This window comes from Cellulosimicrobium sp. E-16 (assembly GCF_049913115.1).
GTDB lineage: Bacteria > Actinomycetota > Actinomycetes > Actinomycetales > Cellulomonadaceae > Cellulosimicrobium.
This window is the reverse complement of sequence record NZ_CP183974.1, coordinates 3,355,979-3,382,403: the sequence shown is the minus strand read 5'-3', so window position 1 is coordinate 3,382,403 and position 26,425 is coordinate 3,355,979. Positions and strand designations below refer to the sequence as shown.

25 protein-coding genes and 1 pseudogene are annotated in these 26,425 nt (G+C 75.1%); 14 read left to right on the top strand and 12 right to left on the bottom strand.

The features are described 5' to 3' along the window. Positions 1 to 96 precede the first annotated feature (96 nt). The 3 genes from ACN9MS_RS14895 to ACN9MS_RS14885 are packed head-to-tail and all read right to left on the bottom strand — an operon-like array spanning position 97 to position 3,400. Complete coding sequence (locus ACN9MS_RS14895; protein WP_426309275.1) at positions 97 to 1,356, bottom strand: DUF4350 domain-containing protein; 1,260 nt, start codon at positions 1,354 to 1,356, stop codon at positions 97 to 99. Further along, complete coding sequence (locus tag ACN9MS_RS14890; protein ID WP_426309274.1) at positions 1,353 to 2,024, bottom strand: DUF4129 domain-containing protein; 672 nt, start codon at positions 2,022 to 2,024, stop codon at positions 1,353 to 1,355. Before ACN9MS_RS14890 ends, ACN9MS_RS14895 begins: the two co-directional genes overlap by 4 nt. Continuing rightward, positions 2,021 to 3,400, bottom strand: coding sequence for a DUF7544 domain-containing protein (locus tag ACN9MS_RS14885; RefSeq protein ID WP_426309273.1), 1,380 nt, complete (start codon positions 3,398 to 3,400; stop codon positions 2,021 to 2,023). Before ACN9MS_RS14885 ends, ACN9MS_RS14890 begins: the two co-directional genes overlap by 4 nt. 274 nt (positions 3,401 to 3,674) lie before the next feature. Between ACN9MS_RS14885 and mtrA the strand changes: the two genes are divergently transcribed. The 8 genes and pseudogenes from mtrA to ACN9MS_RS14845 all read left to right on the top strand — a co-directional run bounded on the left by mtrA (position 3,675) and on the right by ACN9MS_RS14845 (position 14,516). Then, entirely contained in the window at positions 3,675 to 4,358 is a 684-nt protein-coding gene (gene mtrA / locus ACN9MS_RS14880; RefSeq protein ID WP_047232133.1) for an MtrAB system response regulator MtrA, read from the top strand. After that, complete coding sequence (mtrB, locus tag ACN9MS_RS14875) at positions 4,355 to 6,196, top strand: MtrAB system histidine kinase MtrB (protein ID WP_426309272.1); 1,842 nt, start codon at positions 4,355 to 4,357, stop codon at positions 6,194 to 6,196. The genes mtrA and mtrB overlap by 4 nt, the downstream gene beginning before the upstream one ends. Continuing rightward, the gene (locus ACN9MS_RS14870; protein WP_426309271.1) at positions 6,193 to 7,923 is read left to right on the top strand and encodes an LpqB family beta-propeller domain-containing protein; all 1,731 of its coding nucleotides are present in this window, start codon (positions 6,193 to 6,195) and stop codon (positions 7,921 to 7,923) included. Before mtrB ends, ACN9MS_RS14870 begins: the two co-directional genes overlap by 4 nt. Before the next feature lie 160 nt (positions 7,924 to 8,083). After that, positions 8,084 to 8,902 carry a ComF family protein gene (locus tag ACN9MS_RS14865; protein WP_426309270.1) on the top strand — a complete coding sequence of 273 codons (819 nt, stop codon included), beginning with the start codon at positions 8,084 to 8,086 and terminating at the stop codon, positions 8,900 to 8,902. A 273-nt stretch (positions 8,903 to 9,175) separates the two neighbouring features. Next, positions 9,176 to 9,829 carry a ribosome hibernation-promoting factor, HPF/YfiA family gene (gene hpf, locus ACN9MS_RS14860; RefSeq protein ID WP_047232136.1) on the top strand — a complete coding sequence of 218 codons (654 nt, stop codon included), beginning with the start codon at positions 9,176 to 9,178 and terminating at the stop codon, positions 9,827 to 9,829. A 123-nt stretch (positions 9,830 to 9,952) separates the two neighbouring features. Continuing rightward, positions 9,953 to 11,200: a winged helix-turn-helix domain-containing protein gene (locus ACN9MS_RS14855; RefSeq protein WP_426309269.1), complete on the top strand. Its 1,248-nt coding sequence runs from the start codon at positions 9,953 to 9,955 to the stop codon at positions 11,198 to 11,200. A 259-nt stretch (positions 11,201 to 11,459) separates the two neighbouring features. Next, a pseudogene (gene secA, locus ACN9MS_RS14850) lies at positions 11,460 to 14,340 on the top strand (preprotein translocase subunit SecA); the annotation flags it as partial. Positions 14,341 to 14,411: 71 nt separating this feature from the next. Beyond that, positions 14,412 to 14,516, top strand: coding sequence for an SEC-C metal-binding domain-containing protein (locus ACN9MS_RS14845; protein ID WP_426311902.1), 105 nt, complete (start codon positions 14,412 to 14,414; stop codon positions 14,514 to 14,516). Between the two features lie 100 nt (positions 14,517 to 14,616). On the opposite strand, the gene ACN9MS_RS14840 is transcribed toward ACN9MS_RS14845, so the two are convergent. Both ACN9MS_RS14840 and ACN9MS_RS14835 read right to left on the bottom strand, forming a co-directional pair. Continuing rightward, positions 14,617 to 15,195: an Rv3235 family protein gene (locus tag ACN9MS_RS14840; protein WP_426309268.1), complete on the bottom strand. Its 579-nt coding sequence runs from the start codon at positions 15,193 to 15,195 to the stop codon at positions 14,617 to 14,619. Positions 15,196 to 15,224: 29 nt separating this feature from the next. After that, entirely contained in the window at positions 15,225 to 16,256 is a 1,032-nt protein-coding gene (locus ACN9MS_RS14835) for a LysM peptidoglycan-binding domain-containing protein (protein WP_426309267.1), read from the bottom strand. Positions 16,257 to 16,424: 168 nt separating this feature from the next. Here ACN9MS_RS14835 and ACN9MS_RS14830 point away from each other — a divergent pair, with 168 nt between their 5' ends. Beyond that, positions 16,425 to 16,964: a hypothetical protein gene (locus tag ACN9MS_RS14830; RefSeq protein ID WP_426309266.1), complete on the top strand. Its 540-nt coding sequence runs from the start codon at positions 16,425 to 16,427 to the stop codon at positions 16,962 to 16,964. A gap of 80 nt (positions 16,965 to 17,044) precedes the next feature. Here the strand turns inward: ACN9MS_RS14830 and ACN9MS_RS14825 are convergent, their stop codons facing one another. Beyond that, on the bottom strand, positions 17,045 to 17,260 hold the full coding sequence (locus ACN9MS_RS14825; RefSeq protein WP_087472469.1) for a helix-turn-helix domain-containing protein: 216 nt from the start codon (positions 17,258 to 17,260) through the stop codon (positions 17,045 to 17,047). 126 nt (positions 17,261 to 17,386) lie between these two features. On the opposite strand from ACN9MS_RS14825, the gene ACN9MS_RS14820 reads away from it, so the two are divergent. The 3 genes from ACN9MS_RS14820 to ACN9MS_RS14810 are packed head-to-tail and all read left to right on the top strand — an operon-like array spanning position 17,387 to position 19,996. After that, positions 17,387 to 18,088 (top strand): hypothetical protein, encoded by a 702-nt coding sequence (locus tag ACN9MS_RS14820; RefSeq protein ID WP_426309265.1) that lies wholly within the window; start codon positions 17,387 to 17,389, stop codon positions 18,086 to 18,088. Next, the gene (locus tag ACN9MS_RS14815) at positions 18,085 to 19,461 is read left to right on the top strand and encodes a hypothetical protein (protein ID WP_426309264.1); all 1,377 of its coding nucleotides are present in this window, start codon (positions 18,085 to 18,087) and stop codon (positions 19,459 to 19,461) included. Before ACN9MS_RS14820 ends, ACN9MS_RS14815 begins: the two co-directional genes overlap by 4 nt. A gap of 4 nt (positions 19,462 to 19,465) precedes the next feature. Next, on the top strand, positions 19,466 to 19,996 hold the full coding sequence (locus ACN9MS_RS14810; RefSeq protein ID WP_389276238.1) for a DUF6912 family protein: 531 nt from the start codon (positions 19,466 to 19,468) through the stop codon (positions 19,994 to 19,996). Between the two features lie 63 nt (positions 19,997 to 20,059). On the opposite strand, the gene hisN is transcribed toward ACN9MS_RS14810, so the two are convergent. From hisN to ACN9MS_RS14785, 5 genes are all read right to left on the bottom strand, one after another. Next, entirely contained in the window at positions 20,060 to 20,854 is a 795-nt protein-coding gene (gene hisN, locus ACN9MS_RS14805; protein WP_426309263.1) for a histidinol-phosphatase, read from the bottom strand. Between the two features lie 56 nt (positions 20,855 to 20,910). Continuing rightward, the gene (gene rsgA / locus ACN9MS_RS14800; protein WP_426309262.1) at positions 20,911 to 21,981 is read right to left on the bottom strand and encodes a ribosome small subunit-dependent GTPase A; all 1,071 of its coding nucleotides are present in this window, start codon (positions 21,979 to 21,981) and stop codon (positions 20,911 to 20,913) included. Beyond that, positions 21,981 to 23,336: a 3-phosphoshikimate 1-carboxyvinyltransferase gene (gene aroA, locus ACN9MS_RS14795; RefSeq protein WP_426309261.1), complete on the bottom strand. Its 1,356-nt coding sequence runs from the start codon at positions 23,334 to 23,336 to the stop codon at positions 21,981 to 21,983. The genes rsgA and aroA overlap by 1 nt, the downstream gene beginning before the upstream one ends. Before the next feature lie 71 nt (positions 23,337 to 23,407). Then, positions 23,408 to 24,112 carry a DoxX family membrane protein gene (locus ACN9MS_RS14790; RefSeq protein WP_426309260.1) on the bottom strand — a complete coding sequence of 235 codons (705 nt, stop codon included), beginning with the start codon at positions 24,110 to 24,112 and terminating at the stop codon, positions 23,408 to 23,410. 127 nt (positions 24,113 to 24,239) lie between these two features. Next, positions 24,240 to 24,785, bottom strand: coding sequence for a ferritin (locus ACN9MS_RS14785; RefSeq protein WP_426309259.1), 546 nt, complete (start codon positions 24,783 to 24,785; stop codon positions 24,240 to 24,242). A 253-nt stretch (positions 24,786 to 25,038) separates the two neighbouring features. Here ACN9MS_RS14785 and ACN9MS_RS14780 point away from each other — a divergent pair, with 253 nt between their 5' ends. Together ACN9MS_RS14780 and rsrA are read left to right on the top strand one after the other, a co-directional pair. After that, positions 25,039 to 25,758 carry a sigma-70 family RNA polymerase sigma factor gene (locus ACN9MS_RS14780; RefSeq protein ID WP_378233628.1) on the top strand — a complete coding sequence of 240 codons (720 nt, stop codon included), beginning with the start codon at positions 25,039 to 25,041 and terminating at the stop codon, positions 25,756 to 25,758. Next, positions 25,755 to 26,087, top strand: coding sequence for a mycothiol system anti-sigma-R factor (gene rsrA / locus ACN9MS_RS14775; RefSeq protein WP_426309258.1), 333 nt, complete (start codon positions 25,755 to 25,757; stop codon positions 26,085 to 26,087). Before ACN9MS_RS14780 ends, rsrA begins: the two co-directional genes overlap by 4 nt. Positions 26,088 to 26,192: 105 nt before the next feature. On the opposite strand, the gene ACN9MS_RS14770 is transcribed toward rsrA, so the two are convergent. Then, entirely contained in the window at positions 26,193 to 26,267 is a 75-nt protein-coding gene (locus ACN9MS_RS14770) for a 50S ribosomal protein bL37 (RefSeq protein WP_099052597.1), read from the bottom strand. Between the last annotated feature and the right edge of the window lie 158 nt (positions 26,268 to 26,425).

Sequence of the window (26,425 nt, the reverse complement as noted above, 5' to 3'; positions counted from 1 at the left end):
GGTCGGCGACGCTCGGGTCCTGCGGAGCCGGCTGGTCCGGGCGCGGTGGCGGCGCGTAGCGGTCGGGCTGCGGCACGGAGCCGTCGGGGTGGTGCGTCACGAGTGGTAGACCTCGCTCTCGATCCGGTCAAGGTGACGCGCGAGCTCGAGCAGCGCCGCGTCGTCGGCGGGTGGTGGTCCGTACAGGAGCTGGGCGACCTGCTCGCCCGGTCGGCCCGTCGCGCGGGCGACGGCGTCGACGAGGGCAGGTGCGTCGGCGGAGCGCGGGAGGCCGAGCCGGCCCGCGAGCCGGTCCGCGGCGCTCGCGCGGAGCCCGGCCGCGGCGTGCCCGCGGGCCCCCGCGCGCCGGTAGAGGCGGCCACGGCCGCGCGTCGTCTCCACGGCGCGCACGACGACCGGCAGGTCCTCGGTCACGAGCGGGCCGAGCCTGCGGCCGCGCCACAGCATGATGACGAGCACGACGACGAGCACCTGGAGCGCGACGACGCCGAACCAGGGCGGCAGCGACAGCGCGGGGGTCTGCTCGTCCTCGCCGCCGCCGAGGGACGTGTCGAACGGGTCGGGCACGAGCCACACGAGGCGGTCGTTCTCGCCGAGCATCCACAGGGCGAGCGCCGCGTTCCCGTCCTCGGTGACCGAGTCGTTGCGCAGCACGGCCGTCGTGTCCACGGCGCGCACGGTCCGCTCGTCGGTCTCGTGCACGAGGTAGGCGCCGATGGCCGGGTCGTCGGGGGAGGGGAAGCACAGGACGGCCGTCCGGTCGAGCGCGAGGAAGCCGACGCCGTCCGAGCGCAGCGCGCCGGCCGCCTCCGCGGCCGGGTCGTCGCAGCGGGGGGAGCGCGCGGACGACCCCGAGCCCCAGTCGTAGGCGAGCTCCGCGCCCCCGTCCGTCGCGGGCGAGAGCAGGAAGTCGGGCGGGGCCACGAGGACGAGGTCGGTGGGCGTGCCCACGAGCGCCTCCACCTGCTCGTCGAGCAGGAAGTCGCCCTGCGCGACGAGCAGCGTGCCGCCGTCCGCGGACGCCGCGACCGCGTCCGCGACCGTGGTCACGTAGGTGACCTCGACGCCCTGGTCGCGCAGGACCTCCGCGACGGCCCTGGCGCCGGCGGGCCCGGGGTTGTCCGGCGCGAGGGGCGTGGACGACGTCGTCGGCCGTGCGATCGCCGACAGGCTGGCGAGCGCGAGGAGGGCGACGACCACGGCCACCGGCCAGCGCGCGCGACGCCACCGGCTGCGGGCGCGCGAGCCCGCCGTGGTGCCGTCGCCCACGACGGGCACGTGCGCCGTCGTGACGGTTCGAGGACCGTCACCGGACGGGGGCGCGGTGGGGTGGGGCGGGGACGCCGTGGTGCTCACGCGTCGCCACCCCCCGAGGTCGGGGCGGAGCTCGCGAGCTCTGCCCGCAGCGCGGGGCGTGTCGCCAAAGTGCGCTCGTCGAGCGCCCGCAGGAACGCGTCCGCCTCGGGCCCGACGGCGGCCTTGCCGTACGCGACGTCGTCGAAGAGGTGCGCGCCGCGGGCGAGGCCGTCGGCGACGTCGGGTACGCGCTCGCCCGCGGCCTCGGCGGCCTCCCACGCGGTGCGTCCGGGACGTGCGTCGAGGACGGCCCGCTCCTCGAGCGAGCGGACGAGGGCACGGAAGCGCTCGAGCGTGGCGGTCGCCCAGTCGGCCCGGGACGCCGCGGCATCGGCCGCCGCACGCATCTCGGCGGCGGTCCGCGCGTCGTCGTCGTGCACGACGGCGGACGACGCCGCCCGGCGCGACAGGCGCACCGGGCCCGCCACCCAGTAGGCGATGCCGGCGACGAGGAGCACGACCGCGACGACGAGCACCGCGGTGAGCGGGCCGCCCAGGTCGATCGTGGGCGCGCCGTCGAAGAGCCCGAGCAGCCAGTCGAGGAACCGCTGGAGGAGCGACGGCTCCGTGCGGTACTCGGGCTTCGCGAGCTCCTCGACGAGCCACCGGCGCGCCTCGTCGGCGTCCGGCTGCACGGGCACGTCGGCCGCGAGCGACCGCAGCGTCATGCGGGCGGCTGCGCGTTCGCCGCGGTGGCGAGCTCGACGTCCAGGCCCTCACGACGCATGCGCACGTCGATGTAGAGGAGCGCCACGACGCTCCCGAGGAACAGCGTCATGACGATGGTCGAGACCGCGACACCGAGTGCCAGCAGGGCGTTCGCGAGGAAGGCCTGACCCGCGGCGAGGAGGAACGTGCTCACGATGCTGAACGGCGAGACGACGATCTGCACGACGACGTACATCGCGACGTAGGCCAGCAGGTAGATGCCGAAGAGGCGCCAGAAGCTGCCGCGCGTCAGACGCCACGACCGCCGGACGGTCGCCCAGAACGGCTGGCCCTCGAGCGCGAGCGCCGGGGGGACGAGCCCGGTCCGGGTACCGACCCAGACGGCGAGCACGAGGAGGCCCGGGAGGGCGACGACGAGCAGGACCACGCCGAGCCCGGTCGTGGCGGCGAAGCCGAGCGCGACCAGGAGCACGACCAGCGCGACGGCGACCGCCCACGCGAGGCCCAGCAGGAGCGAGAAGCCGATGAGGAACCAGGCGCGGCGCCCGACCTGCGACCAGACCTCTCCGATCGTGGCCTTGCGCCCGATGACGGACTGCCCGATGGACACCGTCAGCAGACCGCTGACGATCGGGGTGGCGAGGCTCGTCGTGAGCCCGGTCCCGAGCGTGCTCGAGTAGAGCATCGCGAAGTCGTTCTCCATCCCGCCGAGCCCGGACTCGCTGGGCAGGGAGAGGAAGAAGTCGGCGAAGTAGCCGGAGAACGCCCATCCGAGGAGCGCCCCGATGATCGTCGCGATCACGACGACGAGCGCGCTCATGCCGAGCATGACCCGGGGGTTGTGCCGGATCGCGCCGAAGGCACCGTCGAAGATCTCGCCGAGCGACAGGGGGCGGAGCGGGACGATGCCCGGCTTCGCGGCGGGCGGCACGTAGGACGCGCCCGCGAACCCGGCGGGCGGGCCGTAGCCGGGGGCGCCGTACTGCGGCTGTCCGTACTGACCCTGGCCGTACTGACCCTGTCCGTGCTGCCCCTGTCCGTAGCCCTGCTGGCCGTACCCGCCCGGAGCCTGCGGCGCGGACTGACCGTACTGCGGCTGCCCGTACGACGGCTGCCCCCACCCGCCGGGCGCGGGCGGCTGGTCCGCCGTCGGGACCTGCCCGGGTTCGTACCCGGGGGCGTACTGGCCGTACTGGGGCTGGGGCGGCGGCTGCGGGGCTGTGCTGCCCGGCGCGCCGTAGCCGGGTGCGCCGTACGCGGGGGCTCCCCAGCCTCCGGCGTCGCCGCCGGGGCCCGCGGGCGTCGTCGGACCGGGTGCCGCCGTCGGGTCCGGCGTGGCACCGTCCGGCGTGCCGGAGGTGTCGGGTGTGCTCATGTGCTCGTGGTCCCCCGCGGTCGGCTCGGGCGTCGTTCCAGGCCGCCGGGCGAGGATCGGCAACGGCGGCGAGGCCACCCTAGTACGCGCCCCTGCCCGCCGTGCCGAGGAGAGGCGTGGTCCCGCGTGGCACGGCCGGGGCCACGCGCCTGCCGACCTCGCCTCGTGCGCACGCGGGACCGGCCCGCCACCTCGGCGCGAGGCGCGGCGGGTTCACCCGCGGCGCGGCGTCAGGCCGCGCCGAGGTGAGGCGCGTCGATGGCAAGATGTCCGCATGAAGGTTCGTGTGCTCGTGGTGGACGACGACACCGCCCTGGCCGAGATGATCGGGATCGTCCTGCGCTCCGAGGGCTTCGAACCCGTGTTCTGCGCGGACGGGGACCTCGCGCTCGAGACGTTCCGCAGCACCCAGCCGGACCTGGTGCTCCTCGACCTCATGCTCCCGGGCAAGGACGGCACCGAGGTGTGCCGCCTCATCCGCGCCGAGTCGGGCGTGCCCGTCATCATGCTCACCGCGAAGAGCGACACGGTCGACGTCGTCCTCGGGCTCGAGTCGGGCGCCGACGACTACATCTCCAAGCCGTTCAAGCCCAAGGAGCTCGTCGCTCGCATCCGGGCGCGCCTGCGTCGCACGGAGGAGCCGGCCCCGGAGCACCTGTCGATCGGTGACGTCGAGATCGACGTGACGGGCCACCGCGTCTCCCGCGGCGGCGAGCAGGTCGCGCTCACGCCGCTCGAGTTCGACCTCCTGGTCGCGCTCGCGCGCAAGCCCTGGCAGGTGTTCACGCGCGAGGTCCTCCTCGAGAAGGTGTGGGGCTACCGCCACGCCGCGGACACGCGCCTCGTCAACGTCCACGTCCAGCGCCTGCGCTCGAAGATCGAGCACGACCCCGAGAACCCGGAGATCGTGCTGACCGTCCGCGGCGTCGGGTACAAGGCGGGCGCGACCCGCACGTGAGCGCGACGGCCGGCTCCACCGACGGGCGCTGGCGAGGGCTCTGGCGCCGGGTCCGTCGACGCGCGCGTGCCACGGCCCGCCGCGTCGTGTGGCGCTGGCGCTCGTCGATGCAGCTTCGCGTCGTGACGTCGGCGCTCGTCGTGGGCGTCCTCACGGTCGGCGCGCTCGGCGCCTACCTCACCGACGCGATGCGCGACGGGCTCTACGAGCGGCGCGCGGCCGAGGTGGACCTGGAGAGCGCGCAGTCGACGCAGCAGGCGCGCAGCACGCTCGACGCGTCGCCCGCCGCGAACGCGACGGAGGCGCAGTCGCTGCTGTTCGACCTGTTCTCGATGCTGCAGACCACGGGATCGTCGCGCGACGTCTTCCTGTGGCAGGCGGGAGGGTCGAGCACCGTCGGGTTCCTCGACCTGTCGACGAACCCGCAGCTCGTCGACCTCGTCACGCCCGAGATGCGCGCGGCCACGGTCACCGCCGACGGCGAGCAGTACCTGCAGTCCGTCGGGATCCCGGTCGACCCGGCGGACCCCGCCTCGCCGGTCGTGCCGGGCATCGTCGTCGGCTCGACGGTCGAGGTGCCCGTCGCCGGGACGTACGAGCTCTACTACCTGTACGACCTGGAGGCCGACCAGGAGACGCTGCGCTTCCTGCAGTCCGTCCTGCTCGTCGGCGCGCTCGTCCTGCTCGCGCTGCTCGTCGGCATCACCGCGCTCGTCACCCGCCAGGCCGTGCTGCCCGTGCGGCAGGCGGCGACCGTCGCCGAGCGGCTCGCCGACGGTCGCCTCGACGAACGGCTCCCGGTCAAGGGGCACGACGAGATGGCCTCGCTCGCGCACTCGTTCAACGAGATGGCACGGAGCCTGCAGGACCAGATCGGGCGCATGGAGGAGCTGTCGATGCTCCAGCGCCGGTTCGTCTCCGACGTCTCGCACGAGCTGCGCACGCCGCTCACGACGATCCGCATGGCGTCCGAGGTGCTGCACTCCTCGCGCGAGGACTTCGACCCCGTCTCGAAGCGCTCGACCGAGCTGCTGCAGACCCAGCTCGACCGGTTCGAGGACCTGCTCGCGGACCTGCTCGAGATCAGCCGCTTCGACGCGGGGGCCGCGGTCCTCGACGCGGAGCGCCGCGACCTGCGCGACGTCGTCAACGCCGCGGTCGACCACGCCGCCCCGCTCGCCGAGCGCAAGGGCGTGTGGCTGTCGGTCCACCTCGGCGACGAGCCCGTCACGGCGGACGTCGACCCCCGGCGCGTCGAGCGCATCGTGCGCAACCTCGTCGTCAACGCGATCGAGCACGCCGAGGAGCGGCCCGTGGAGATCACGGTCGAGGGCGACGGGCACGCCGTCGCGGTCGCGGTGCGCGACCACGGCGTCGGGATGACCGCGGACGAGGTCCCGCACGTGTTCGACCGGTTCTGGCGCGCCGACCCTGCCCGCGCCCGCACGACCGGCGGCACGGGTCTGGGCCTCGCGATCTCGCTCGAGGACGCCCACCTGCACGGTGGCTGGCTCGAGGCGTGGGGCCGTCCGGCGCGCGGCGCGAGCTTCCGGCTCACGCTCCCGCGGCGCGCGGGCATCCGGCTCCAGTCGTCGCCGCTGCCGCTCGTGTCGGAGGCGGCGGTCGGCCGAGGCCTCCCCGCCGAGTGGAGCGCCACGACCCCGGTCGTCGAGGACGTCGAGGGGACGGCCGGTCCCGCCGACCTCCCGTCCGTCACGGGCGGCATCCCCGTCGTCCTGCCGCGCGACCACGACCCGCACCCCGGCCGTGGAGCGGCGCCCCGCCCCGGGGAGCAGCCGGAGCGGCTGACCACCGACGACGTGCAGGAGGCGCGATGACCACGACCGGGACGCTGCGCCGTCGGACCGTGCGCACGCTCGCCGCCGGGTTCGCGACGGCGTTCGTCGCCGCGCTCGCCGCGTGCGCCTCGATCCCCACGTCCGGACCGGTCACCGAGGGGCAGGCGACCCCGGAGGATCCCGGCCAGCCGTTCGTCAGCGCGGCCGCCCCGCGTCCCGACGCGTCGCCGTCCCAGATCGTCCAGGGCTTCCTCGCGGCCCAGGCCCAGGGCGCCCGGAGCTCGTTCGACGTCGCCTCGGAGTTCCTCACGCCGGAGGTCCAGGAGGAGTGGTCCCCGCTCGCCCAGGTGGCGGTCGTCGCGGGGGAGCCCGAGCTCGTCGTGGACGAGTCGACGCTCGAGGGCGGGACGACGACGGTCCGCACGACCGCCGAGCTCGTCGGCACCGTGGACGAGCACGGGGTCTACACCGAGGAGGTCCCCGGGCAGACCATCGAGATCTCCTACGGTCTGGTGCGCGACGACCAGGACCAGTGGCGCATCGACACCGTCGACGACGGCCTGACGATCACCGAGACGAACTTCGCGCAGACGTACAAGCAGGTCAACCTCTACTTCCCGACGCTCGACCGGGAGTACCTCGTGCCCGACGCGCGCTGGTTCCCCAGCCGCAACTGGCAGGCGCTCGCGGTCCGGGAGACCCTGCGCGGGCCGTCGGAGTGGCTCGCCGGCTCCGTGGCGACCGTCGCTCCCGAGGGCACCGCGCTGAGCATCGACTCGGTCCCGGCGGTGGAGGGGACGATCTCCGTGCCGCTCACGGATCCCGTCACCGCGGCCTCGTCCGCGGACCGTGCCCTGCTGCTGGCCCAGCTCCAGGCCTCCCTCGGGGGACGCGTCGAGATCACGGTCGACGTCGGCGGGTCCGTGCTCTCGGCCGACGAGGTCCCGACGATCGGCGTCGCCACGACCCCCGACGACCCCGTCGTCCTGGCGGGCGACCAGATCATGAGGCTCCAGGGCCGCACGACCGAGCCGGTCGCGTCCGCCGTGCCGCTCACGGGCCTCCAGCCCACGGCCCTCGCGTTCCGGGGACGCTCCACGGACGCCGCGTTCGTCGTCCGCGACGGGGGCAGCCGCATCGTCACGGCGCCCACCGCGGAGGCCGGGCCGACGACGCTCCTCACCGGGTCGAACCTCCTCGCCCCGTCGATCGACCGCTACCAGTACCTGTGGAGCGGTCCGCAGGTCCAGGCGGGCTCGTTGCAGGTGGTCGACCTCGGGGAGGCGGGCTCGGACGAGGCCGTGACCCCCGTCGCGGCGGCCTGGCTCGAGGGGCGCACGGTCATGTCGGTGCGGGTCGCCCCGGACGGCGCGCGGGTCGCCGTCGTGAGCGACGCGGGGAGCGGGGCGCAGATCCACGTCGCCGGCATCGTCCGCGACGAGTCCGGTCGCCCCACCCAGCTCTCCGAGCCGGTCCGGGTGGGCCAGCCCGTGCTGGCGGCCACCCAGGTCACGTGGGTCGACCGCGCGCTCCTGGGTGTCCTCGGCAGGACGGCGGGGACGGCCGAGCCCGTGGTGCAGCGCGTCCCCGTCGGCGGGCCCACGGTGCCCTCGTCGCCGGTCGAGGACGCGGTGTCGCTCGCGTCGGCGACGGGCGTCTCGACGACGCTCGTCGGGACGAGCGACAGCAGCCTCTACGCCGCAGGCACCTCGACGCTCTGGACCAGGGTCGCGACCGAGGTGCGGCTGCCCACCTTCCCGGGCTGACGGCGCCGGCGACGTCGCGCCGTCCCAGGGCGGCCCGTCGCTCGTGCGGGGTGGACCACAGGCCCGGCCGCCGGGACGGCGGCGCGCCCGGGCGGCGCCGTCGTCCACAGGTCTCGCACCCGCGCCCCCACGCGGAGCCCTGCGCGGGCAGGCTGGTCGGGTGCTCCTCCGTGCCCTCGACGACGTCGTGCGCCTCGTCCTGCCGGTCGCCTGCCCGGGGTGCGACCGGCCCGACGTCCGCTGGTGCGCCGACTGCCTCGCGCCCCTGGACGCCCCGCTGCGGCGCCGTGAGCAGGCCGCCCCACGCCTCGACCGGCTCGACGGCGTCGCGCCCCTGCCGGTGTGGGCGCCCGCGCACTACGCAGGGCCCGTACGAGGAGTGGTCGTCGCGTGGAAGGACCGCGGCCGGGCGGACCTCGACCCGCCGCTGGCCGCGGTCGCACGTCGCGCGGGCACCGCGCTGGCCGGGCTCCTCGGTGCGGGCGCCCGACCCGTCGCGAGGCCGCTGGCGCGAACGGACCGCGGACCGTCGCCCCGGGCGGTCCTGGTCGTTCCCGCGCCGACGTCCGCCGCGGCGCGGCGGACACGCGGCCGGGACCCCGTCGTCGTGCTCGCGCGCGGTGTCGCGGCGGGCCTCACGGCCTCGGGGACACCAGCACGGGTCGTGCCCCTGCTCGTGCAGCGCGGGCGCGCGCGCGACCAGGTCGGGCTGGGCTCCCGGGCGCGCGGCGCACGTCTCGGTGCCGTCGGGGTCGCGACCGGGCCGGTGATGCGTCCTCGGGTGCGCGAGGCCGTGCGCGACCGCCTCCCGTGCCTCCTCGTCGACGACGTCCTCACCACCGGAGCGACCCTCGCCGCGAGCGAGGCCGCCCTCGTGCGCGCCGGCCTGCCCGTGCTGGGGGCCTTCGTCGTCGCGGCGACGCCCGCGCCCTCGCGGCGTCGCGAGGCCGTCCGCGGGACCGTCCCGGGGGTGCCGTGACTCCCCGTCCGACGGACGGGGCGAAGGTCCTCCGGTTCACCGCCCGTTGGTGCTGCCGACACCCCGGAGCGCGGGTTAGTCTGAGGGCCAGTCGCCGCGGACGACGGAGGTGCAGAGCACGTCCGGCGCCGCGCGAGCGTACCGAGCGCGCGGCCTCGCGCCGCAAGGAGGTGGTAGCCCACCGCACCCGGAACCGGGTGCTCCTACCGAATCCGAACGAGGCGCTCGGACGCATCGAGCCGGGCGCCGCACAAGATCCTCGCGGAGGCTCACATGGAGATCGTCGTCGTCGGCAGGCACACGGAAGTGGCAGACCGCTTCCGCCGGCACGTGGAGGACAAGCTCGCCAAGGTCCAGCAGCTCGCGCCCACGGCGCAGCGCGTGGACGTCGAGGTCACCCACGAGAACAACCCGAGGCTCTCCGGGGTCCGCGAACGCGTCGAGCTGACCGTGCGCGCCAAGGGACCCGTCGTCCGCGCCGAAGCAGCGGCCGACGACCGGTTCGGCGCCCTCGACCTCGCGATGGACAAGCTCGCCGAGCGCCTGCGCCGTGCCCGCGACCGTCGCAAGGACCACCGCAACCACACCGTCGTGCCGCCCGTCGACGTGCGTCCCTACGACCCGGCCACGCACGCCGCACCCCCGCCGCCGGCGCCGACCGCGCCCAGCGAGCCCGGGGAGGCCGTCGAGACCACCCTCGGCGACTCGCCCGTCGTCATCCGGCAGAAGCTGCACTCCGCGGAACCCATGACCGTGGACGACGCGCTGTACGAGATGGAGATGGTCGGCCACGACTTCTTCCTGTTCGTCGACGTCGAGACCTCGCGCCCGTCCGTCGCCTACCGGCGCCGCGGCTGGACGTACGGGGTCGTCGCGCTCGACACGTCCTGCGACTGCGCCGACGCAGCGGTCGAGAAGACCGCCTGACCCGCACCGACGCGCCCGGACCCTCCTCGGGTCCGGGCGCGTCGCGCTGTCCGGACCTGCGGGAGTGTGGGTGGGGTCGGGCAGGATCGGAGGGTGGTCGTCACGCCGTCGAGGTCCGAGTCGATGTCCCTGTCCCAGGCGCGCCGCGTCGCGCTCGCCGCGCAGGGGCTGCACCGCCCGCGCCCGTACGACGGCGCGGGCGCCGGGGCTGCCGGGCGGGCGCCGACGATGCGGCAGGTCCAGGGGGTGATCGACCGCCTCGGGCTGCTCCAGATCGACTCGGTGAACGTGCTCGCGCGGGCGCACCTCATGCCGCTGTACGCGCGTCTCGGCCCGTACGACACGGCGCTGCTGGACCGCGCGGCGGGACGGGCGCCGCGCCGGCTCGTGGAGACGTGGGCGCACGTCGCGTCGTACGTGCCGCCGAGCACGTGGCCGCTGCTGGAGTGGCGTCGCCGCCGCTACCGGACGGAGGCGTGGGGAACGATCAGCGCGGTCGAGATGAGTCACTCCGAGGCCGTGGAGGACGTGCGCCGACTCGTCACCGAGCGGGGCCCCATCACGGCGAGCGAGGTGCACGAGATCCTGGAGGCGGAGGGTCGGGCGCACCCGCGGGACCGGTCCCAGTGGGGCTGGAACTGGACCGTCGCCAAGCGGGCGCTCGAGTTCCTGTTCTTCACGGGCGAGATCACGTCCGCGCGCCGCAACGGCGCGTTCGAGCGCTGCTACGACCTCACGGAACGCGTGCTCCCGCCGGAGGTCGTCGCGGCGCCGCCCGTCGCGGACGCCGACGCCGTCCGGGCTCTCCTCGAGATCGGTGCGCGCGCGCACGGGGTCGGGACGCTGCGCTGCTTCAAGGACTACTTCCGTCTCCGCGGTCCCGCGGTGCGCACGGCGTTCGACGAGCTCGTCGAGGCGGGCACGCTGCGGCCGGTGACGGTGCGCGGCTGGGACGAGCCGACGTACCTGCACGCGGACGCCGCGCTCCCGCGTCGCGCGACGGCGACGACGCTGCTCAACCCGTTCGACCCGCTCGTGTTCGAGCGCACGCGGCTCGAGCGCTTGTTCGACGTGCACTACCGGATCGAGATCTACGTGCCGGCACCGAAGCGGGTGCACGGCTACTACGTCCTTCCCTTCCTCGAGGGAGAGCAGCTCACGGCCCGGGTCGACCTCAAGGCCGACCGGCGGGCGGGCGTGCTGCGGGTGCTGTCGGCGCACCGCGAGCAGGGGGCGGGGGAGGAGACGGCGGCCCGGCTCGCCGCGGAGCTCCGCGTGCTCGGTGGGTGGCTCGGCGTGCCGGACGTCGACGTGGCGCTCTCGGGAGACCTGGCCCCCGCGCTCGCGGCCGAGGTGGCGACGACGGGCTGACGGTCGGTCGGGGGCGGGTCGGGGCCGGGGCGCCGGTGGGCAGCCCGCCCGTGCAGGGACCCGGCGTCGTACCCTGGCGCGGGGTCTCGCCGGCGAGGTTCGTCGTCGGCGAAACCCGGGCGGGTCCGACGTCGCTCCGACTCGCCTACGATGTTGTGTGACGTTGCCGACGTCCGCTGCCGTGCGCGCCCGCGCGGGAGAGCGTCGGCGCTGCTCCCGGACCACCCGGCCCGGGCACCGATCGATACGGGAGTCCTGCGTGCCTTCGATCCTCGACAAGGTCCTTCGCATCGGCGAGGGCCGGATCCTCAAGAAGCTGTCCGGCATCGCCGACCAGGTCAACAAGCTCGAGCCGGGCTTCGAGGATCTCACCGACGAGGAGCTGCGCGAGGAGACCGACCGCTTCAAGGCGCGCCTCGAGGCGGGCGAGACCCTCGACGACCTGCTCCCCGAGGCGTTCGCGGCGGTGCGCGAGGCGTCCCGTCGCACGCTCGGCCAGCGGCACTTCGACGTGCAGCTCATGGGCGGCGCGGCGCTGCACCTCGGCAACATCGCCGAGATGAAGACCGGTGAGGGCAAGACGCTCGTCGCGACCACGGCCGCGTACCTCAACGCGCTCGAGGGCAAGGGCGTGCACGTCGTCACGGTCAACGACTACCTGGCGAAGTACCAGAGCGAGCTCATGGGCCGCGTCTACCGCTTCCTCGGCCTGACGACCGGCGTCATCCTGTCCGGCCAGACGCCCGCGCAGCGCCGCCAGGAGTACGCCGCGGACATCACGTACGGCACGAACAACGAGTTCGGCTTCGACTACCTGCGCGACAACATGGCGTGGTCCACGGACGACCTCGTGCAGCGCGGCCACCACTTCGCGATCGTCGACGAGGTCGACTCGATCCTCATCGACGAGGCGCGGACGCCGCTCATCATCTCCGGTCCCGCGTCGGGCGACACGAACCGCTGGTTCGGCGAGTTCGCGAAGGTCGTGCGGCGCCTGAACCAGGGGGCCGACTACGAGGTCGACGAGAAGAAGCGCACCGTCGGCGTGCTCGAGCCGGGCATCGAGAAGGTCGAGGACTACCTCGGCATCGACAACCTCTACGAGTCGCTGAACACGCCGCTCATCGGGTTCCTCAACAACGCCATCAAGGCGAAGGAGCTCTTCAAGCGCGACAAGGACTACGTCGTGCTCAACGGCGAGGTCATGATCGTCGACGAGCACACCGGGCGCATCCTGCCCGGCCGTCGGTACAACGAGGGCATGCACCAGGCCATCGAGGCCAAGGAGGGCGTGCAGATCAAGGCGGAGAACCAGACGCTCGCCACGATCACGCTCCAGAACTACTTCCGCCTGTACTCCAAGCTCTCGGGCATGACCGGTACGGCGGACACCGAGGCGGCCGAGTTCCAGGGCACGTACAAGCTCGGCGTGGTGCCGATCCCGACGAACCGGCCGATGCAGCGCGTCGACCAGGCCGACCTCGTGTACAAGAACGAGGAGGGCAAGTTCGACGCCGTGGTCGCGGACATCGTCGAGCGCCACGCGCAGGGACAGCCGGTGCTGGTCGGCACGACGAGCGTCGAGAAGTCCGAGCTGCTGTCGTCCAAGCTCAAGAAGCAGGGCGTGCCGCACGAGGTCCTCAACGCGAAGCAGCACGAGCGCGAGGCCTCGATCGTCGCCCTCGCGGGCCGCAAGGGCGCCGTGACGGTCGCGACGAACATGGCCGGCCGCGGTACCGACATCATGCTCGGCGGCAACGCCGAGTTCATGGCGGTCGCGGACCTCGCGGCGCGCGGCCTCGACGCCGCGGAGAACCCGGAGGAGTACGAGGCCGCCTGGCCCGACGCGCTCGAGAAGGCGAAGGCCGCGGTCGCGGCGGAGCACGACGAGGTCCGTGAGCTCGGGGGGCTCTACGTGCTGGGCACCGAGCGCCACGAGTCGCGCCGCATCGACAACCAGCTCCGCGGTCGTTCCGGTCGTCAGGGCGACCCGGGCGAGTCCCGCTTCTACCTGTCGATGCAGGACGACCTCATGCGCCTGTTCAACTCGACCCTCGCCGAGTCGATGATGAACCGCGCCGGGTTCCCCGACGACGTGCCGCTCGAGTCCAAGATGGTCACGCGCGGCATCGCGAGCGCGCAGGGCCAGGTCGAGTCGCGCAACTTCGAGATCCGCAAGAACGTCCTCAAGTACGACGACGTCCTGTCGCGCCAGCGCACCGTCATCTACGACGAGCGTCGCCGCGTGCTCGAGGGCGAGGACCTGCAGGAGCAGGTGCAGCACTTCCTCACCGACGTCGTCACCGCGTACGTCGAGGGTGCGACGGCCGAGGGCAACCCGGAGCACTGGGACCTGGACGCCCTGTGGACCGCGCTCAAGGCGGTCTTCCCCATCTCGATCGAGCCCGACGAGGTCGTCGAGCAGGCGGGCGGAGAGACGCGTCTGACGAGCGAGATGCTGCTCGAGGAGATCCTCTCCGATGCTCGCATCGCCTACCAGAGCCGCGAGGAGCAGCTCGGCTCGACGAACATGCGCCAGCTCGAGCGGCGCGTGACCCTCTCGGTCCTGGACCGCAAGTGGCGCGAGCACCTCTACGAGATGGACTATCTCAAGGAGGGCATCGGCCTGCGCGCGATGGCGCAGCGCGACCCCCTCGTCGAGTACCAGCGCGAGGGCTTCCAGCTCTTCCAGGCGATGACCGAGGCCATCAAGGAGGAGACGGTCGGGTACCTCTTCAACCTCGAGGTCAAGGTCGCCGAGCCGGGCGCGGCGCCGGGCCAGGCACCGGCGATCTCGGTCGCGGACGCCGCCCAGGCGGCGCAGTCGGCGGCCGGTCAGGCGCTCGGCGGGGCGGCGGGCGCGGCCTCGGCCGGTGCGGCCGCAGGCCTCGCGGCGGCGGCCCAGCAGGCCGCCGCTCCGGCGCAGGGCGCCGCCGTGGCGGACGCTCCCGTCGAGGACGCACCGGCGGTCGACGCCCCGGTCGAGGACGCGCCGGTCGAGCCGGAGCCCGCTCCGGTCACGGCCCCGGCGGCGTTCGGCGGCCCGAGCGGTGACCGCCCCGGCACGCTCATCGCCAAGGGCCTCGACGGTCCCGACCGGCAGGTCCCGCTGTCGTACAGCGCGCCGAGCGAGGACGGAACCGGTCAGGCCGTCGTCTCGGGCGACGCGAGCCGGCGCTCGCGCCGCGCGCTGCACGGCGAGGCGAGCGCGGTGGAGAGCGACGGTCGCACGTTCCCCGGCACCCCGCGCAACGCGCAGTGCCCGTGCGGCTCGGGCAAGAAGTACAAGGTCTGCCACGGCCAGAACGAGGAGTGATCCCCGACCCGTCCGGCGTACGCCGTGACGGGACCGACGACGGCGGGGCGTGCCACCAGCGGGTGGCGCGCCCCGCCGTCGTCGGTGGGGTCGGGCCCGGTCACCCGATCTCGAGCGCGACCACGCGCCACGTGCCCCGGCGAGCCTCGAGCCGTGCCGCGGCGGCCCGCACGCGGTCACCGTCCTCGACCACGACCGTGCCCTCCGCGACGCCGTCGCCGATCCGCAGCACGCGTGCGCGGCGCACGGTGACGGGCCGGGTCGTCGTCGCGCGCGGGGCGTCGGCGACGAGCCGCGACCGCCGGGCGAGCGTCTCGTAGATCTCGGGCGACACCCACCGGGCGAGCTGGCCCACGGTGCGCTCGCCGCGCACGACCTCGACGGCAGCCCGCACGACGGCGCAGCACAGGGCCGTCGGGTCCGGCAGCGGGAGCGGTGCCGCCGGAGGTGCGAGCGGGCGTCCCCGCACGACGTGCTGCGGTGCCCGCGCGGTCGTGACGTCGGCCAGGTCCAGTGTCGGGACGGGACGCTCGCCGACGCAGCGCAGCAGGCGAGCGGGCAGCTCGGCGGGCACGCTCGTGGAGCGGGCGGGCGGCGCGGGGGCGGCCCGACGGCGCGGCGGTGCGGCGGCGTCGGTCGTGGCCAGGTCGTCGACGGTGGTCAGCAGGGGAGCGGTCATGGTGGGCCTCCTTCGCGGCGGACGGGTCGTCAGGAGGTCGGTGCGACGAGCACCTGGCCGGGGCGGACGAGGTCGGGGTCGTCGCCGACGACCCCGACGTTCGCGGCGTACCAGCGCTGCACCGCGTCGGCCACCTGCGCGTCCGACGCGCCGTCCGGCAGGTGGCGTGCGGCGATCGACCAGAGCGAGTCGCCGCGTACGACGACGACCTCGCGCGGCCCGTCCGCGGCGACGTCCCGCACCACCGTGAGCGCGGCGTCGCGCTGGTCGGCCGGGGCGCTCCGGGTTCCCGGAGCACGTGCGGGAGCGGGCGGACCCGTCGTCGTCGCGGTTCCGGGTGCCGTCGCCTGCGCCGTTTCCTGTGGCTGTGCCGGGGCCGGGGCCGGGGGCGAGGGCGTGCTCGGGGTCGCGCTCGGAGCGTCCGGGGTGCCCGGCGGCATCGACGGCGCGGCCGGTGCGGAGGGCGCGAGGCCGGCCGGCCCCGGGGTCGGTGCGGCCACCGCCGGCGCTGACCGGTCGGAGGCCGTCGCCGGGGCCGAGGGGCCGTGCGGTGCTGCGGCTGACGGTACGTCCGTCGGGAGGGGAGCGGGCTGCGCCGGTCCGGCCGCCGCGGGGGTGGGCGTCGAGGTCTGCCATCCCAGGTCGACCGCCACGACGCCGGGGTCGGCGTCCGGGGTCGTGGCGGCCTGTGCGGTACCTCCGGCGAGGACGAGACCCGCACCCACGGTCAGCCCCACGCCGGCCCGCGCGGCACGGCGGACGACGGCGGGCGCCGCGCGCAGGAGGAGCCGTTCCCCGGCTCCCCACGAGCGGCCCACCGCGCGCGCGACGACGCAGCCCAGGCCGAGGAGGGCACTGGCGGCCACCCACGTGGCCGCCACGGTCCCGAGCCCTACGGCGAGAAGCTCGACGTAGGGCTCGGGGCGGGCTGCGGGGAGGGTGCCCACGAGGTGCGCGGCGCGCAGCGCGAGCGCCGTCACGGCGCCGCCCATGACGAGGAGGAGCGCGAGGAGGACGGCGACGCCTCCGGTTCGTGCGGGTATGGCGGTACGACGGTCCATCGGTTGCCCCCTGCAACTCCGCCCGTGATGGACGGCTCTTGATCTCGTTTGTTGTCGTTTGATGACGACAGATCGATCTAAGCGCGACCGGTAGCTCCTGTCCAGAGGGCTTCTCGTGATGTGGACAGGGCGCGGGCCGGTGGCGTGGGGGACCGCTACGGTGTCCCGGTGCGATGGGACGCCCTCTTCGACGACCTCGCGGCGCAGCTCGCCGCCGCGGAGTCGCAGGACCGGGCCGCCGCCGTCGCCGACCTCACCCGTGCGGAGCACGCGACGATCACGCTCGTCGAGCGGCTGCGCGGCACGCCCGGCACGGTCACGCTCGAGCTGCGCGACGGGTGGGCCGTCACCGGAGAGCTGCGCGAGGCGGCGGAGGAGTGGGTGCTCGTGGGCGAGGCTCGGCGTCAGCACCTGGTCCCGACCGGCGCGATCGCTGCCGTCCAGGGCCTCGGCCGCCATGCCCAGCCGGCGCCCTCGGGGAGGTCCGCGCGGCTGGGACTCGGCCACGCCCTGCGCGCGCTCATGCGCGACCGTCGGCCCGTCCAGGTGCGGACCCCCACCGGGGTCTTTCCCGGGTGGGTCGCGCGGGTCGGGAAGGACCACGTCGACCTGGAGGTCGTCCCGGGCAGCGGGCACGGCTCGAGGGTCGTGCCCTGGTCCGCCGTCCTGTGCGTCAGCGAGTCGGAGACGGGGTTCGTCCCGCGGTGAGGAGCGTGCAGGGGGAGCGCGCCGGGCTCACGGCGTCCCCGCAGCCCCGTCGGGTCTCAGGTCGAGGACGCGGCGGGCGCTCAGCCGTCGAAGTCGCCGGCCTCGATGCGCTGGCGCGTCTGCGCGTACATCCGCTGGATGTACGCCTCGAGCTCGCTGACCTCGACGCGCCACTGCCCCCGGCCGCCCACCTGGATCGCGGGGAGCTCGCCGGAGCGGACGAGCGCGTACGCCTGCGCCGCGGAGATGTTGAGCTCGTCCGTGACGTCGGCGAGGGTGAGGAACCGCTGGGCCATGGCGTCAGTCTGGCACGCGTGCGCCGCGCCTCGGCGGTCGTCCACAGGCACTGCCACCGGTGGCGCAGACCGGGGATCATGAAGCCGCGGCACGGCTGACGTGCCGGACGACCAAGGGGGAGATCGATGACGACGACCGCGGAACGACCCGTGCGGGTCCAGCCGGCACCACCGCCCGCCGTGCGCCTGAGGCGACCTGGCTGGAAGGACCCGCGGCTCCTCGTGGGGATCGTGGTGGTCGCGCTCTCGGTGGCTCTCGGGTCGTGGGCCGTGAGCACCGCGAGCCGTACCGTCACCGTCTACGCGGCCGGGGCGGCGCTGACGCCCGGGACGACCGTGACCGCGGCGGACCTGCGGGCGGTCGAGGTGCGGCTCGGGACGCAGACGGACAGCTACCTCCTCGTGGCCGACGGGCTCCCGGACGAGGCCGTCGTCCTGCGCACCGTCGCCGCGGGCGAGCTGGTCCCCGCGTCGTCGCTCGGCGCGGCCGCCGACCTCGCGGTGCGCGCCGTCGCGGTCCCCGTGACGACGGGCCTCTCGGAGCGGATCGTCGCCGGGGCGGCGGTCGACGTCTGGTACGTCCCCGAGGCTGCCACCCCGACGGCCGGCGCCGAGCCGGGCGCCGCCGCGGGGGACGGGCCGCCGCAGCCCGAGCCGCTCGTCGAGGGCGTCACCGTCGCGCAGGTCGACGAGGGCGAGGGGACGCTCGTCGTGGGCGGACCGACGACGGTCCACCTCCTGGTCGGCGTCGACGACCTCCCGGCCGTCCTCGCGGCGGTGGCCGGGGACGGGACGATCGCGCTCGTCCCGGTCGGGGCCGCGGGATGAGCGGCGCGACCACGGTCGCGACCGTCCTGTGCGCGGTCCGGGGCGCGCGCGAGGCCGAGGTGGTCACGACGCTCGCCGCTCCCGGGCTCCAGGTCACGCGACGGTGCGCGGACGTCGTCGAGCTGCTCGCCGCGGCCGCGGCGGGTGCGGGCCGGGTCGCCGTCGTGTCGTGCGACCTGCCCGCGCTGGACCGGCAGGCGGTCGTCGACCTGCACGCCCACGACGTGCGGATCGTCGCGCTCGCCCCGGCCGGGACGTGGGAGGAGGGGCGGGTGCGGGCCTACGGCGTCGACGCCGTCGTCGACCTGGACTCCGCGCCGGACGCGCTGTGCGACGTCGTCCGGGCCGTCCTGCCGCGACGCGAGGCGGCCACGGGCGCACCCGGCGTCCCCCGGCGGGCCGTCGGCGCCGGCGCCACGGATCCGGGGCGGGAGCCCCGCCTCGGACGGACCGTCGTCGTGTGGGGGCCGACCGGCGCACCGGGCCGGACGACCGTGGCGACGAACCTCGCCGCCGAGCTCGCGGGACCGGCACCGGTGCGGCGTGCTCGTCCGCCGCGTCGGGAGCGGCGCTCCGCGGACGCGGACGTCCCCGCCACCGTCCCCTCGGCGCCCGGCGCGGAGGTCCTGCTCGTCGACGCGGACACCTACGGCGGGAGCGTCGCCCAGCGACTCGGCCTGCTCGACGAGTCACCGGGACTGGCGGCGGCCGCCCGCAGCGCGGGTCAGGGCGCGCTCGACGACGCGGGGCTGGTCGCGCTGGCGCCGACGGTCCTGCCACGGGTCCGGGTGCTGACGGGCCTGACCCGGGCGGCCCGGTGGCCAGAGCTGCCCGGGGCGTCGCTCGACGCCGTGTGGGAGGTCGGGCGGTCCGTCGCGGACTGGACGGTCGTCGACTGCGGCTTCGGGATCGAGCGGGACGAGCTCCTGACGTACGACACCCGCGCCCCGCAGCGCAACGACGCGACGTGGAGCGCGCTCACGGCCGCGGACGTGGTGGTCGTCGTCGGCGGGGGAGACCCCGTCGGGCTCCAGCGTCTGGTCCGGGCGCTCGACGAGCTCGCCGAGACGGGCGCGTGCGTCGGCGCGGCGCGCGTCGTCGTGGTGAACCGCGTACGTGCGAGCGCCGTCGGGCCCCGGCCCGAGCGAGCGGTGCGCGACGCGATGGCCCGCTACGCGAGCGTCGACGACCTGCACGTCGTCCCCGAGGACGCCGCGGTCGACCTCGGCCTCCGCGAGGGCCGGACGCTCGCGGAGTCGGCGCCCGCGAGCCCCGCTCGTCGCGCCCTCGCGCGGCTCGCCGCGCACGTGCGGGAGGCGGCGCAGCCCGGGCGTGGTGCGGCGCACGGACTCGCGCTGGAGGCGGCACACTGAACCCATGCGCATCTACCTCCCCGCGACGCTCGACGAGCTCGACGCCGTCACCGTGACCGCCGACGCCGCCCGCTGGAGCGTCGCCCCCCGCGGCGCCCACGCCGTGACAGCAGCGTTGACGCGCGCGCTGCCCGACGAGGACGAGGAGGGCCTGGAGTACGCGGCCGCGCTCGAGGCGGCGGACGACTCGCTCGCGCTCGTCGCGGCGCGCCCGGGCGCGCCGCGCCAGCGGCTCGTCGTGACGCTCGAGGTGCCCGACGGCGCGGTGCAGGTCGTGGGCGCCGAGGACTCCGACGACGAGGACGCGCCCGCGCCCAGCGCGGTCGAGGTCCTGCGGACCGTGCCCGACGTCGCGATCGTGTGCGTGCACGTCGACGAGCCCGAGGCCGTCGAGGACGTCGCGGCGGTGCTCGCCGCGGCCGACGACGACGGCCCGGGTGCCGACGCGGCGCTCGACGCCGCGATCGACCGGGTCAACGAGCGCGACCTGCTCTGGTACGACTGGTCGGAGCTCAAGGACGTGCCGCGCGGCTGAGGGCTCAGCGGTGCGGAGCGGCCGGCCGGTCGGGAGCCAGGCGGTGCCCGACGGCGGTCCGCGTCAGCCGAGGCGGCCGAGCACCTCGTCGTGCAGCAGCCCGTTCGTCGCGACGGCGTTGCCGCCCCACGGCCCGTCGGCGCCGTCGAGCGACGTGAACCGGCCGCCGGCCTCGGTGACGATGGGCACGAGCGCGGCCATGTCGTAGAGCTCGAGCTCGGGCTCGGCGGCCGCGTCGGCGGCGCCCTCGGCGACGAGCATGTACGACCAGAAGTCGCCGTAGCCGCGCGTGCGCCACGCGCCGCGCAGGAGGTCGAGGAACGGCTCGAGCTTCCCGCGCTCCTCCCAGCCGTCGAGCGACGCGTAGGCGAACGAGGCGTCGGACCACGACGAGACGCCCGAGACCTGCATCCGCGACGCGGCGGCGAGCGACTTGCCGGTCCACGCGCCGGTGCCCTTGGAGGCCCACCAGCGCCGACCCAGCGCGGGCGCCGAGACGAGCCCGACGACGACCTCGTCGCCGTCGGCGAGCGCGATGAGCGTCGCCCACACGGGCACGCCGCGCACGAAGTTCTTGGTCCCGTCGATCGGGTCGACGATCCAGCGCCGCGCGCCGTGACCGGTCTCGCCGAACTCCTCGCCGACGATCGCGTCGCGACCGCGCGCCCGGCCGAGCTGGCCGCGGATGATCTCCTCGGCGGTGCGGTCGGCGTCGCTCACCGGCGTCGAGTCCGGCTTGGACTCGACGTGCAGGTCGAGCGCCTTGAACCGGGACATCGTGTGCGCGTCGACCTGGTCGGCGATCACGTGGGCGAGGCGCAGGTCGTCGTCGTAGCCGCGCGTCGAGGGGGGCGTCATGGCTCACACCGTAGCGGTGCCCGCCGGGGTGGGGGAGGCGCCGCGCGGGCCAGGGCTCAGGCCGCGCCCGTGCGCGAGGCGAGCACGCGGCGGAACGACTCGAGGCGCGCCGCGCGGGCGGCGCGGGTCTCGTCGTCGGGCGACGCCTCGACCCACTCGTCCAGCGCGCAGTCCGGGGCGTCGTCGAGGTGCGTGCACCCGCGCGGGCAGTCCGCGGCGACGGCGTCGAGGTCCTCGAACGCGCGCAGCAGGTGGTCGACCTGCACGTGCGCGAGCCCGAACGACCGCACGCCGGGCGTGTCGATGACCCACCCGCCGCCAGGCAGGCGCAGCGCGACGGCCGACGTCGACGTGTGGCGTCCGCGACCCGTGACGTCGTTGACGTGGCCCGTCGCGCGCTGCGCGTCCGGGACGAGCGCGTTGACGAGCGTCGACTTGCCGACGCCCGAGTGCCCGACGAACACGGACGTGCGCCCGGCCAGCGCCTCGCGCACCGCGTCGAGCGGCTCGATCGCCCAGCCGTCCGGTGCGAGACCGTCGGGCGCACGGCGCGTCACGACGACGGACACCCCGAGCGGCTCGTACAGCGCCCGCAGCGGCCCCGGGTCGGCGAGGTCCGCCTTGGTGAGGCAGAGGAGGACGTCCATGCCGGCGTCGTACGCGGCGACGACGCACCGGTCGATCATGCGCGTGCGCGGTTCCGGGTCGGCGAGAGCGGTGACGATCACGAGCTGGTCGGCGTTCGCGACGACGACCCGCTCGTACGGGTCGGTGTCGTCGGCCGTGCGGCGCAGGACCGACGAGCGCTCCTGGATCCGCACGATGCGGGCGAGCGTGCCGTCGTCGCCGCTCACGTCCCCCACCAGGTCCACCCGGTCTCCGCAGACCACCCGCGTGCGGCCGATGTCGCGGGCCTTCATCGCGACGACCGTGCGCTCCTCGCCGGCAGCGACGTGCTGGTCCTGGCCTCCTCCGCCGACGAGCAGCGTGTAGCGCCCCCGGTCCACGCCCGTGACGAACCCCGTCACCGCGTCCGCGTGCTCGGGCCGTTGCTTGGTGCGCGGACGGCTCCCGCGCTTGCCGGGGCGCGCGCGGAAGTCGGACTCGTCCGGGACGCGGCGCGCCATCAGCGGGCCGCCGCTCCCGTGCCGGACCCCGCCGCGCCGTCGAGCATGCGCTGCCACATCCCCGCGAACCCGGGGAGCGTCTTGGCCGTCGTCTCGACGTTCTCGACGCCGACCCCCGGGACGCGCAGGCCGATCACCGCCGCGGAGGTCGCCATGCGGTGGTCGTGGTACGTGCGGAACAGCGCGCCGTGCAGGGGGCGCGGCGTGATGACGAGGCCGTCGCGCGTCTCCTCCGCCTGCCCGCCGAGGCGCGTGATCTCCGTCGCGAGCGCGGCGAGCCGGTCGGTCTCGTGCCCGCGCAGGTGGGCGATGCCGCGCAGGCGGCTGGGGGAGTCGGCGAGGGCGGCCAGCGCGGCGATCGTCGGCGCGAGCTCACCGGCGGCGTGCAGGTCCACGTCGACACCGCGCACGTCGCCCGTGCCCGTCACGGACAGCACGTCGCCGTCGAGAGACGCGGTCGCGCCCATGGACTCGAGCAGCTCGGGGACCATCGCGCCCGGCTGGGTCGTCTGCGTCGGCCAGCCCGTGACGCGCACGGTGCCGCCCGCGACGAGCGCGGCGGCGAGGAACGGCGCGGCGTTCGAGAGGTCGGGCTCGACCTGCACGTCGCGCGCCGCGATCGGACCGGGCTCGACCCGCCAGATCGCGGGCCGGGAGTCGTCGACGACGACGCCGACCTCCCGCAGGACCTCGACGGTCATCTCGATGTGGGGCATGCTCGGCAGCGTGTGGCCGATGTGGCGCACCGTGAGGCCCTGGTCGTAGCGCGCGGCGGCGAGGAGGAGCCCGGAGACGAACTGGCTCGACGCCGACGCGTCCACGTCGACCGCCCCGCCGCGCACGCGGCCGCGGCCGCGGATCGTGAAGGGGAGCGTCGTCGGCAGCCCGTCCCCGTCGCCCTCCACGGGCACGTCCAGCGCGCTGAGCGCGGCGAGGACCGGGCCCATGGGGCGCACGCGCGCGCCCTCGTCGCCGTCGAACCGGACCGTGCCGTCGGCGAGCGCCGCGAGCGGCGGGAGGAAGCGCATGACGGTGCCGGCCAGGCCGCAGTCCACCGCGACGGGTCCGCGCAGCGGACCGGGGGTCACGCGCAGCTCGCTCGGCGACGCGCCCTCCTCGACGCCGACGCCGAGCGTGCGCAGGGCGGCGATCATGAGGTCCGCGTCGCGGCTGCGCAGGGCGCCGCGCAGCGTCCCGGGCCCGTCGGCGAGCGCGGCCAGCACGAGCAGCCGGTTCGTCAGCGACTTCGACCCCGGGACCTCGACCGTCGCGTCGAGCGGCCCGCCCGCCGTGGGCGCGGCCCAGCCCTCGTCGACGGCGGGGGGCACGGGCGCGGCGGAGGGCGAGGTCGTCATGGCCTCCAGGCTAGTGGAGGGACCGCGCCCGACGGCGGAGGGTCCCGCCGCGCGGACGCGTCACGACCGCGTCAGGCGACCTTCGCGCGGACCGCGGCCTCGGCGTCGTGCACGGCTCCCGCGGCGAGGGTCGCGGCGTGCTCCGCGGCCTCCTGGGCGGCCTTCGTGGCACGCCGCGCCGAGCGCCCCGCCTCCTTGGCCGCGTGCTTCGCGGCGTTCTTCGTGGAGCGTCCCGCCTCCTTCGCCGCTCCCCGGGCCGAGGCCGAGACCTCCTTCACGGCACCCTTCGCGCCCGCGACCACGGCCTCCTGCTTCGCCTGCTTGGCGAGCGCGAGGTCGTGCCGTGCCTTCTCGAGCCGCCACTGCACGCCCGGGCGGCCCTCGTAGTCCGCGCCCGCGATGAGCGCCGCGCCGATCGCGCCGACGTTCGCGACGAACTTGCGCGTGCGCTCGGCGCGCGTCGCCTCGCCCGAGGTGAAGGGCTGGTTGACGACCGCGAGCGGCACCGTGAGCGCGGCGAGCGTCAGGGCCGCCGTGCGGGGAGCCTTGCCGACGGCGAGGAACAGCCCGGCGACGGCCGTCGCGGCACCGTGGGCACGCACGAGCGTCGCGACCTGCTTCTCGCTGAGCGGGGCCTCGATGCCGGCGCTCTTCTCGACGAGCTCGACGCCCGAGCGCGCGGCTCGCACGTGCTCGGCGGGCTTGAGCGCGGCCTGGACCCCGTCGTAGACGAACCACGAGGCCAGCATGGGCCTCGCGAGGTGACGCAGCAGCATCGGTTCTCTCCTCATCGCCGGTGACTCGCCGGTGTCCGCCTCGGGCGTCCGCCGGTCGGTCCCAGCCTGCCGCGACCGCCGGGACGGCGCCACCCGCGGCCGGTGACGCCCGCCTCACGTCGGACCCTCAGAACGCGCCGCCCGCGGCCTCCGGGGCGTCGGCCGACTCGCCCGAGTCGCCGATCGTCTCCCGCGCGACGAAGTTCTCGAGGTCGAACAGGTTGTCGCCCGCGCGCTGGGCGACGGTGAGCAGGGTCGTCGCGGAGGCGACCTCCTCCACCTGCTCCTTGAGGAACCACAGGAGGAACTGCTCGCCCAGGGCGTCGCCCTCCTCGCGCGCGGCGCGGAAGATCGCCTCGATCTGCGCCGTGACCTGCTTCTCCTGGTCGAGCGCGAGCCGCAGCGGCTCGACGACGTCGGCGAAGTCGTTGCGGACCGGACCGGAGCCGGGGATCTCGACGGGCAGGTCCCGGTCGAGGTGGTACTGCACGATCATCATCGCGTGGTTGCGCTCCTCGACCGACTGCCGGTAGAAGTGCGCGGCGAGCTGCGGCAGGTCGTGCGCGTCGAACCACACGGCGATCGCGATGTACTGCTGGTGCGCGTCGAGCTCGTGCCCGACCTGCTCGCGCAGCAGGGTGAGGAAGCGGGACGGGGTCTGCGAGGTCGTCATGGCGCCACGCTAGCGACGCCGCGCGCGTCGCGCGCGCCGCGCTGCGCGGCGTCCCCGGGGCCGCGGGAATGTGCGAGGGCGCGCGCGGGTTGCACCACTCGTGACCGTCCTGCTCGAGAACCCCGCACCCGCTGCCCGGGCCGCGTCCCCGACCCCGGGTGCGCCGACGGCGGACTCCGCGTTCGCCGCCGCGTGGTCGGCGCCGGTCACGTCACCGGACACCCAGACGAACAGGGGACTAGGCTCGTTGTTGATGACAGAGCGAATCTCCGGCAGCGACGTCTCCGGCAGCCCCGCGACGACGTCGGGAACGACGCCCGTCGAGGGTACGACGCTGCCCGCGGACGCGACGGACGCCGAGGACACGAACCGCGCGCCGCAGACCGAGAGCGACGCCGCGCGCGCCGCGCGGTTCGAGCAGGACGCGCTCCAGTACCTCGACCAGCTGTACTCGGCGGCGCTGCGCATGACGCGCAACCCGTCGGACGCCGAGGACCTGGTGCAGGAGACGTTCGCGAAGGCGTTCGCGGCGTTCCACCAGTACCGGCCGGGCACGAACCTCAAGGCGTGGCTGTACCGCATCCTCACGAACACGTTCATCAACACGTACCGCAAGAAGCAGCGCGAGCCGCAGCAGGCCCAGACGGACGACGTCGAGGACTGGCAGATCGCGCGCGCGGCGTCGCACACCTCGCAGGGGTTGCGCTCGGCCGAGGCGGAGGCGCTCGACCGCCTGCCGGACTCGGACGTGAAGCGCGCGCTCCAGGAGCTGCCCGAGGACCGACGCATGGTCGTGTACTACGCGGACGTCGAGGGCTTCCCGTACAAGGAGATCGCCGAGATCATGGGGACACCGATCGGCACGGTCATGTCCCGCCTGCACCGAGGCAGGCGCCAGCTGCGCGAGCTGCTGGCCGACTACGCCGTGAGGCGAGGACTGGTGGGGGCCAAGACCCCCGGAGGTGAGTCGTGAGCACGTCAGAGAGCCGGATCCCCGGGCGCGGCCCGGTCGAGGAGTCGGTGACGCCCATCCCGCACTCGACGGCGGGCGAGTCGGAGTGCGAGCACGCGCTCACGCACCTGTACGAGTACCTCGACTCGGAGATGACGCCGGACGACGAGCTGCGCATGCGCGCGCACGTCGCGCACTGCTCGCCGTGCCTCGCCGAGCTGAGCGTCGAGGAGCTCGTCAAGCAGCTCGTGCGCCGCTCGTGCCACGAGAAGGCTCCCGCCGGGCTGCGGGAGCGCATCCACACGCAGCTCACGGTCATGGTCACGACGACGGTCGTCGAGACCCGCTGAGGACCGCCGCGGGGCACCTGCCCCGACGGGAAGAGAACGAGAGAGGGCCCGTACCGACGTCGTCGGTACGGGCCCTCTCGTCGTCCCCCGTGGGGGCGCGCCGTCTCAGGCGTTGGGGCGCTTGCCGTGGTTCGCGGCGTTGCCCTTGCGGCTGCGACGCTTGCGTCCGCGCTTGCTCATGGTGTTCTCCTGACGATCGGGGGAGTCCCGCCGGTCCCGGCGGGTCAAGTCCGCCTCCCATCGTCCCACACGCGACCCCTTGCCAGGGTCGAGCACGCGATATATCGTGTCTGCAGAACGAGATATATCGCGAGTGTCCACGAGTGTCGCCGTCGCGA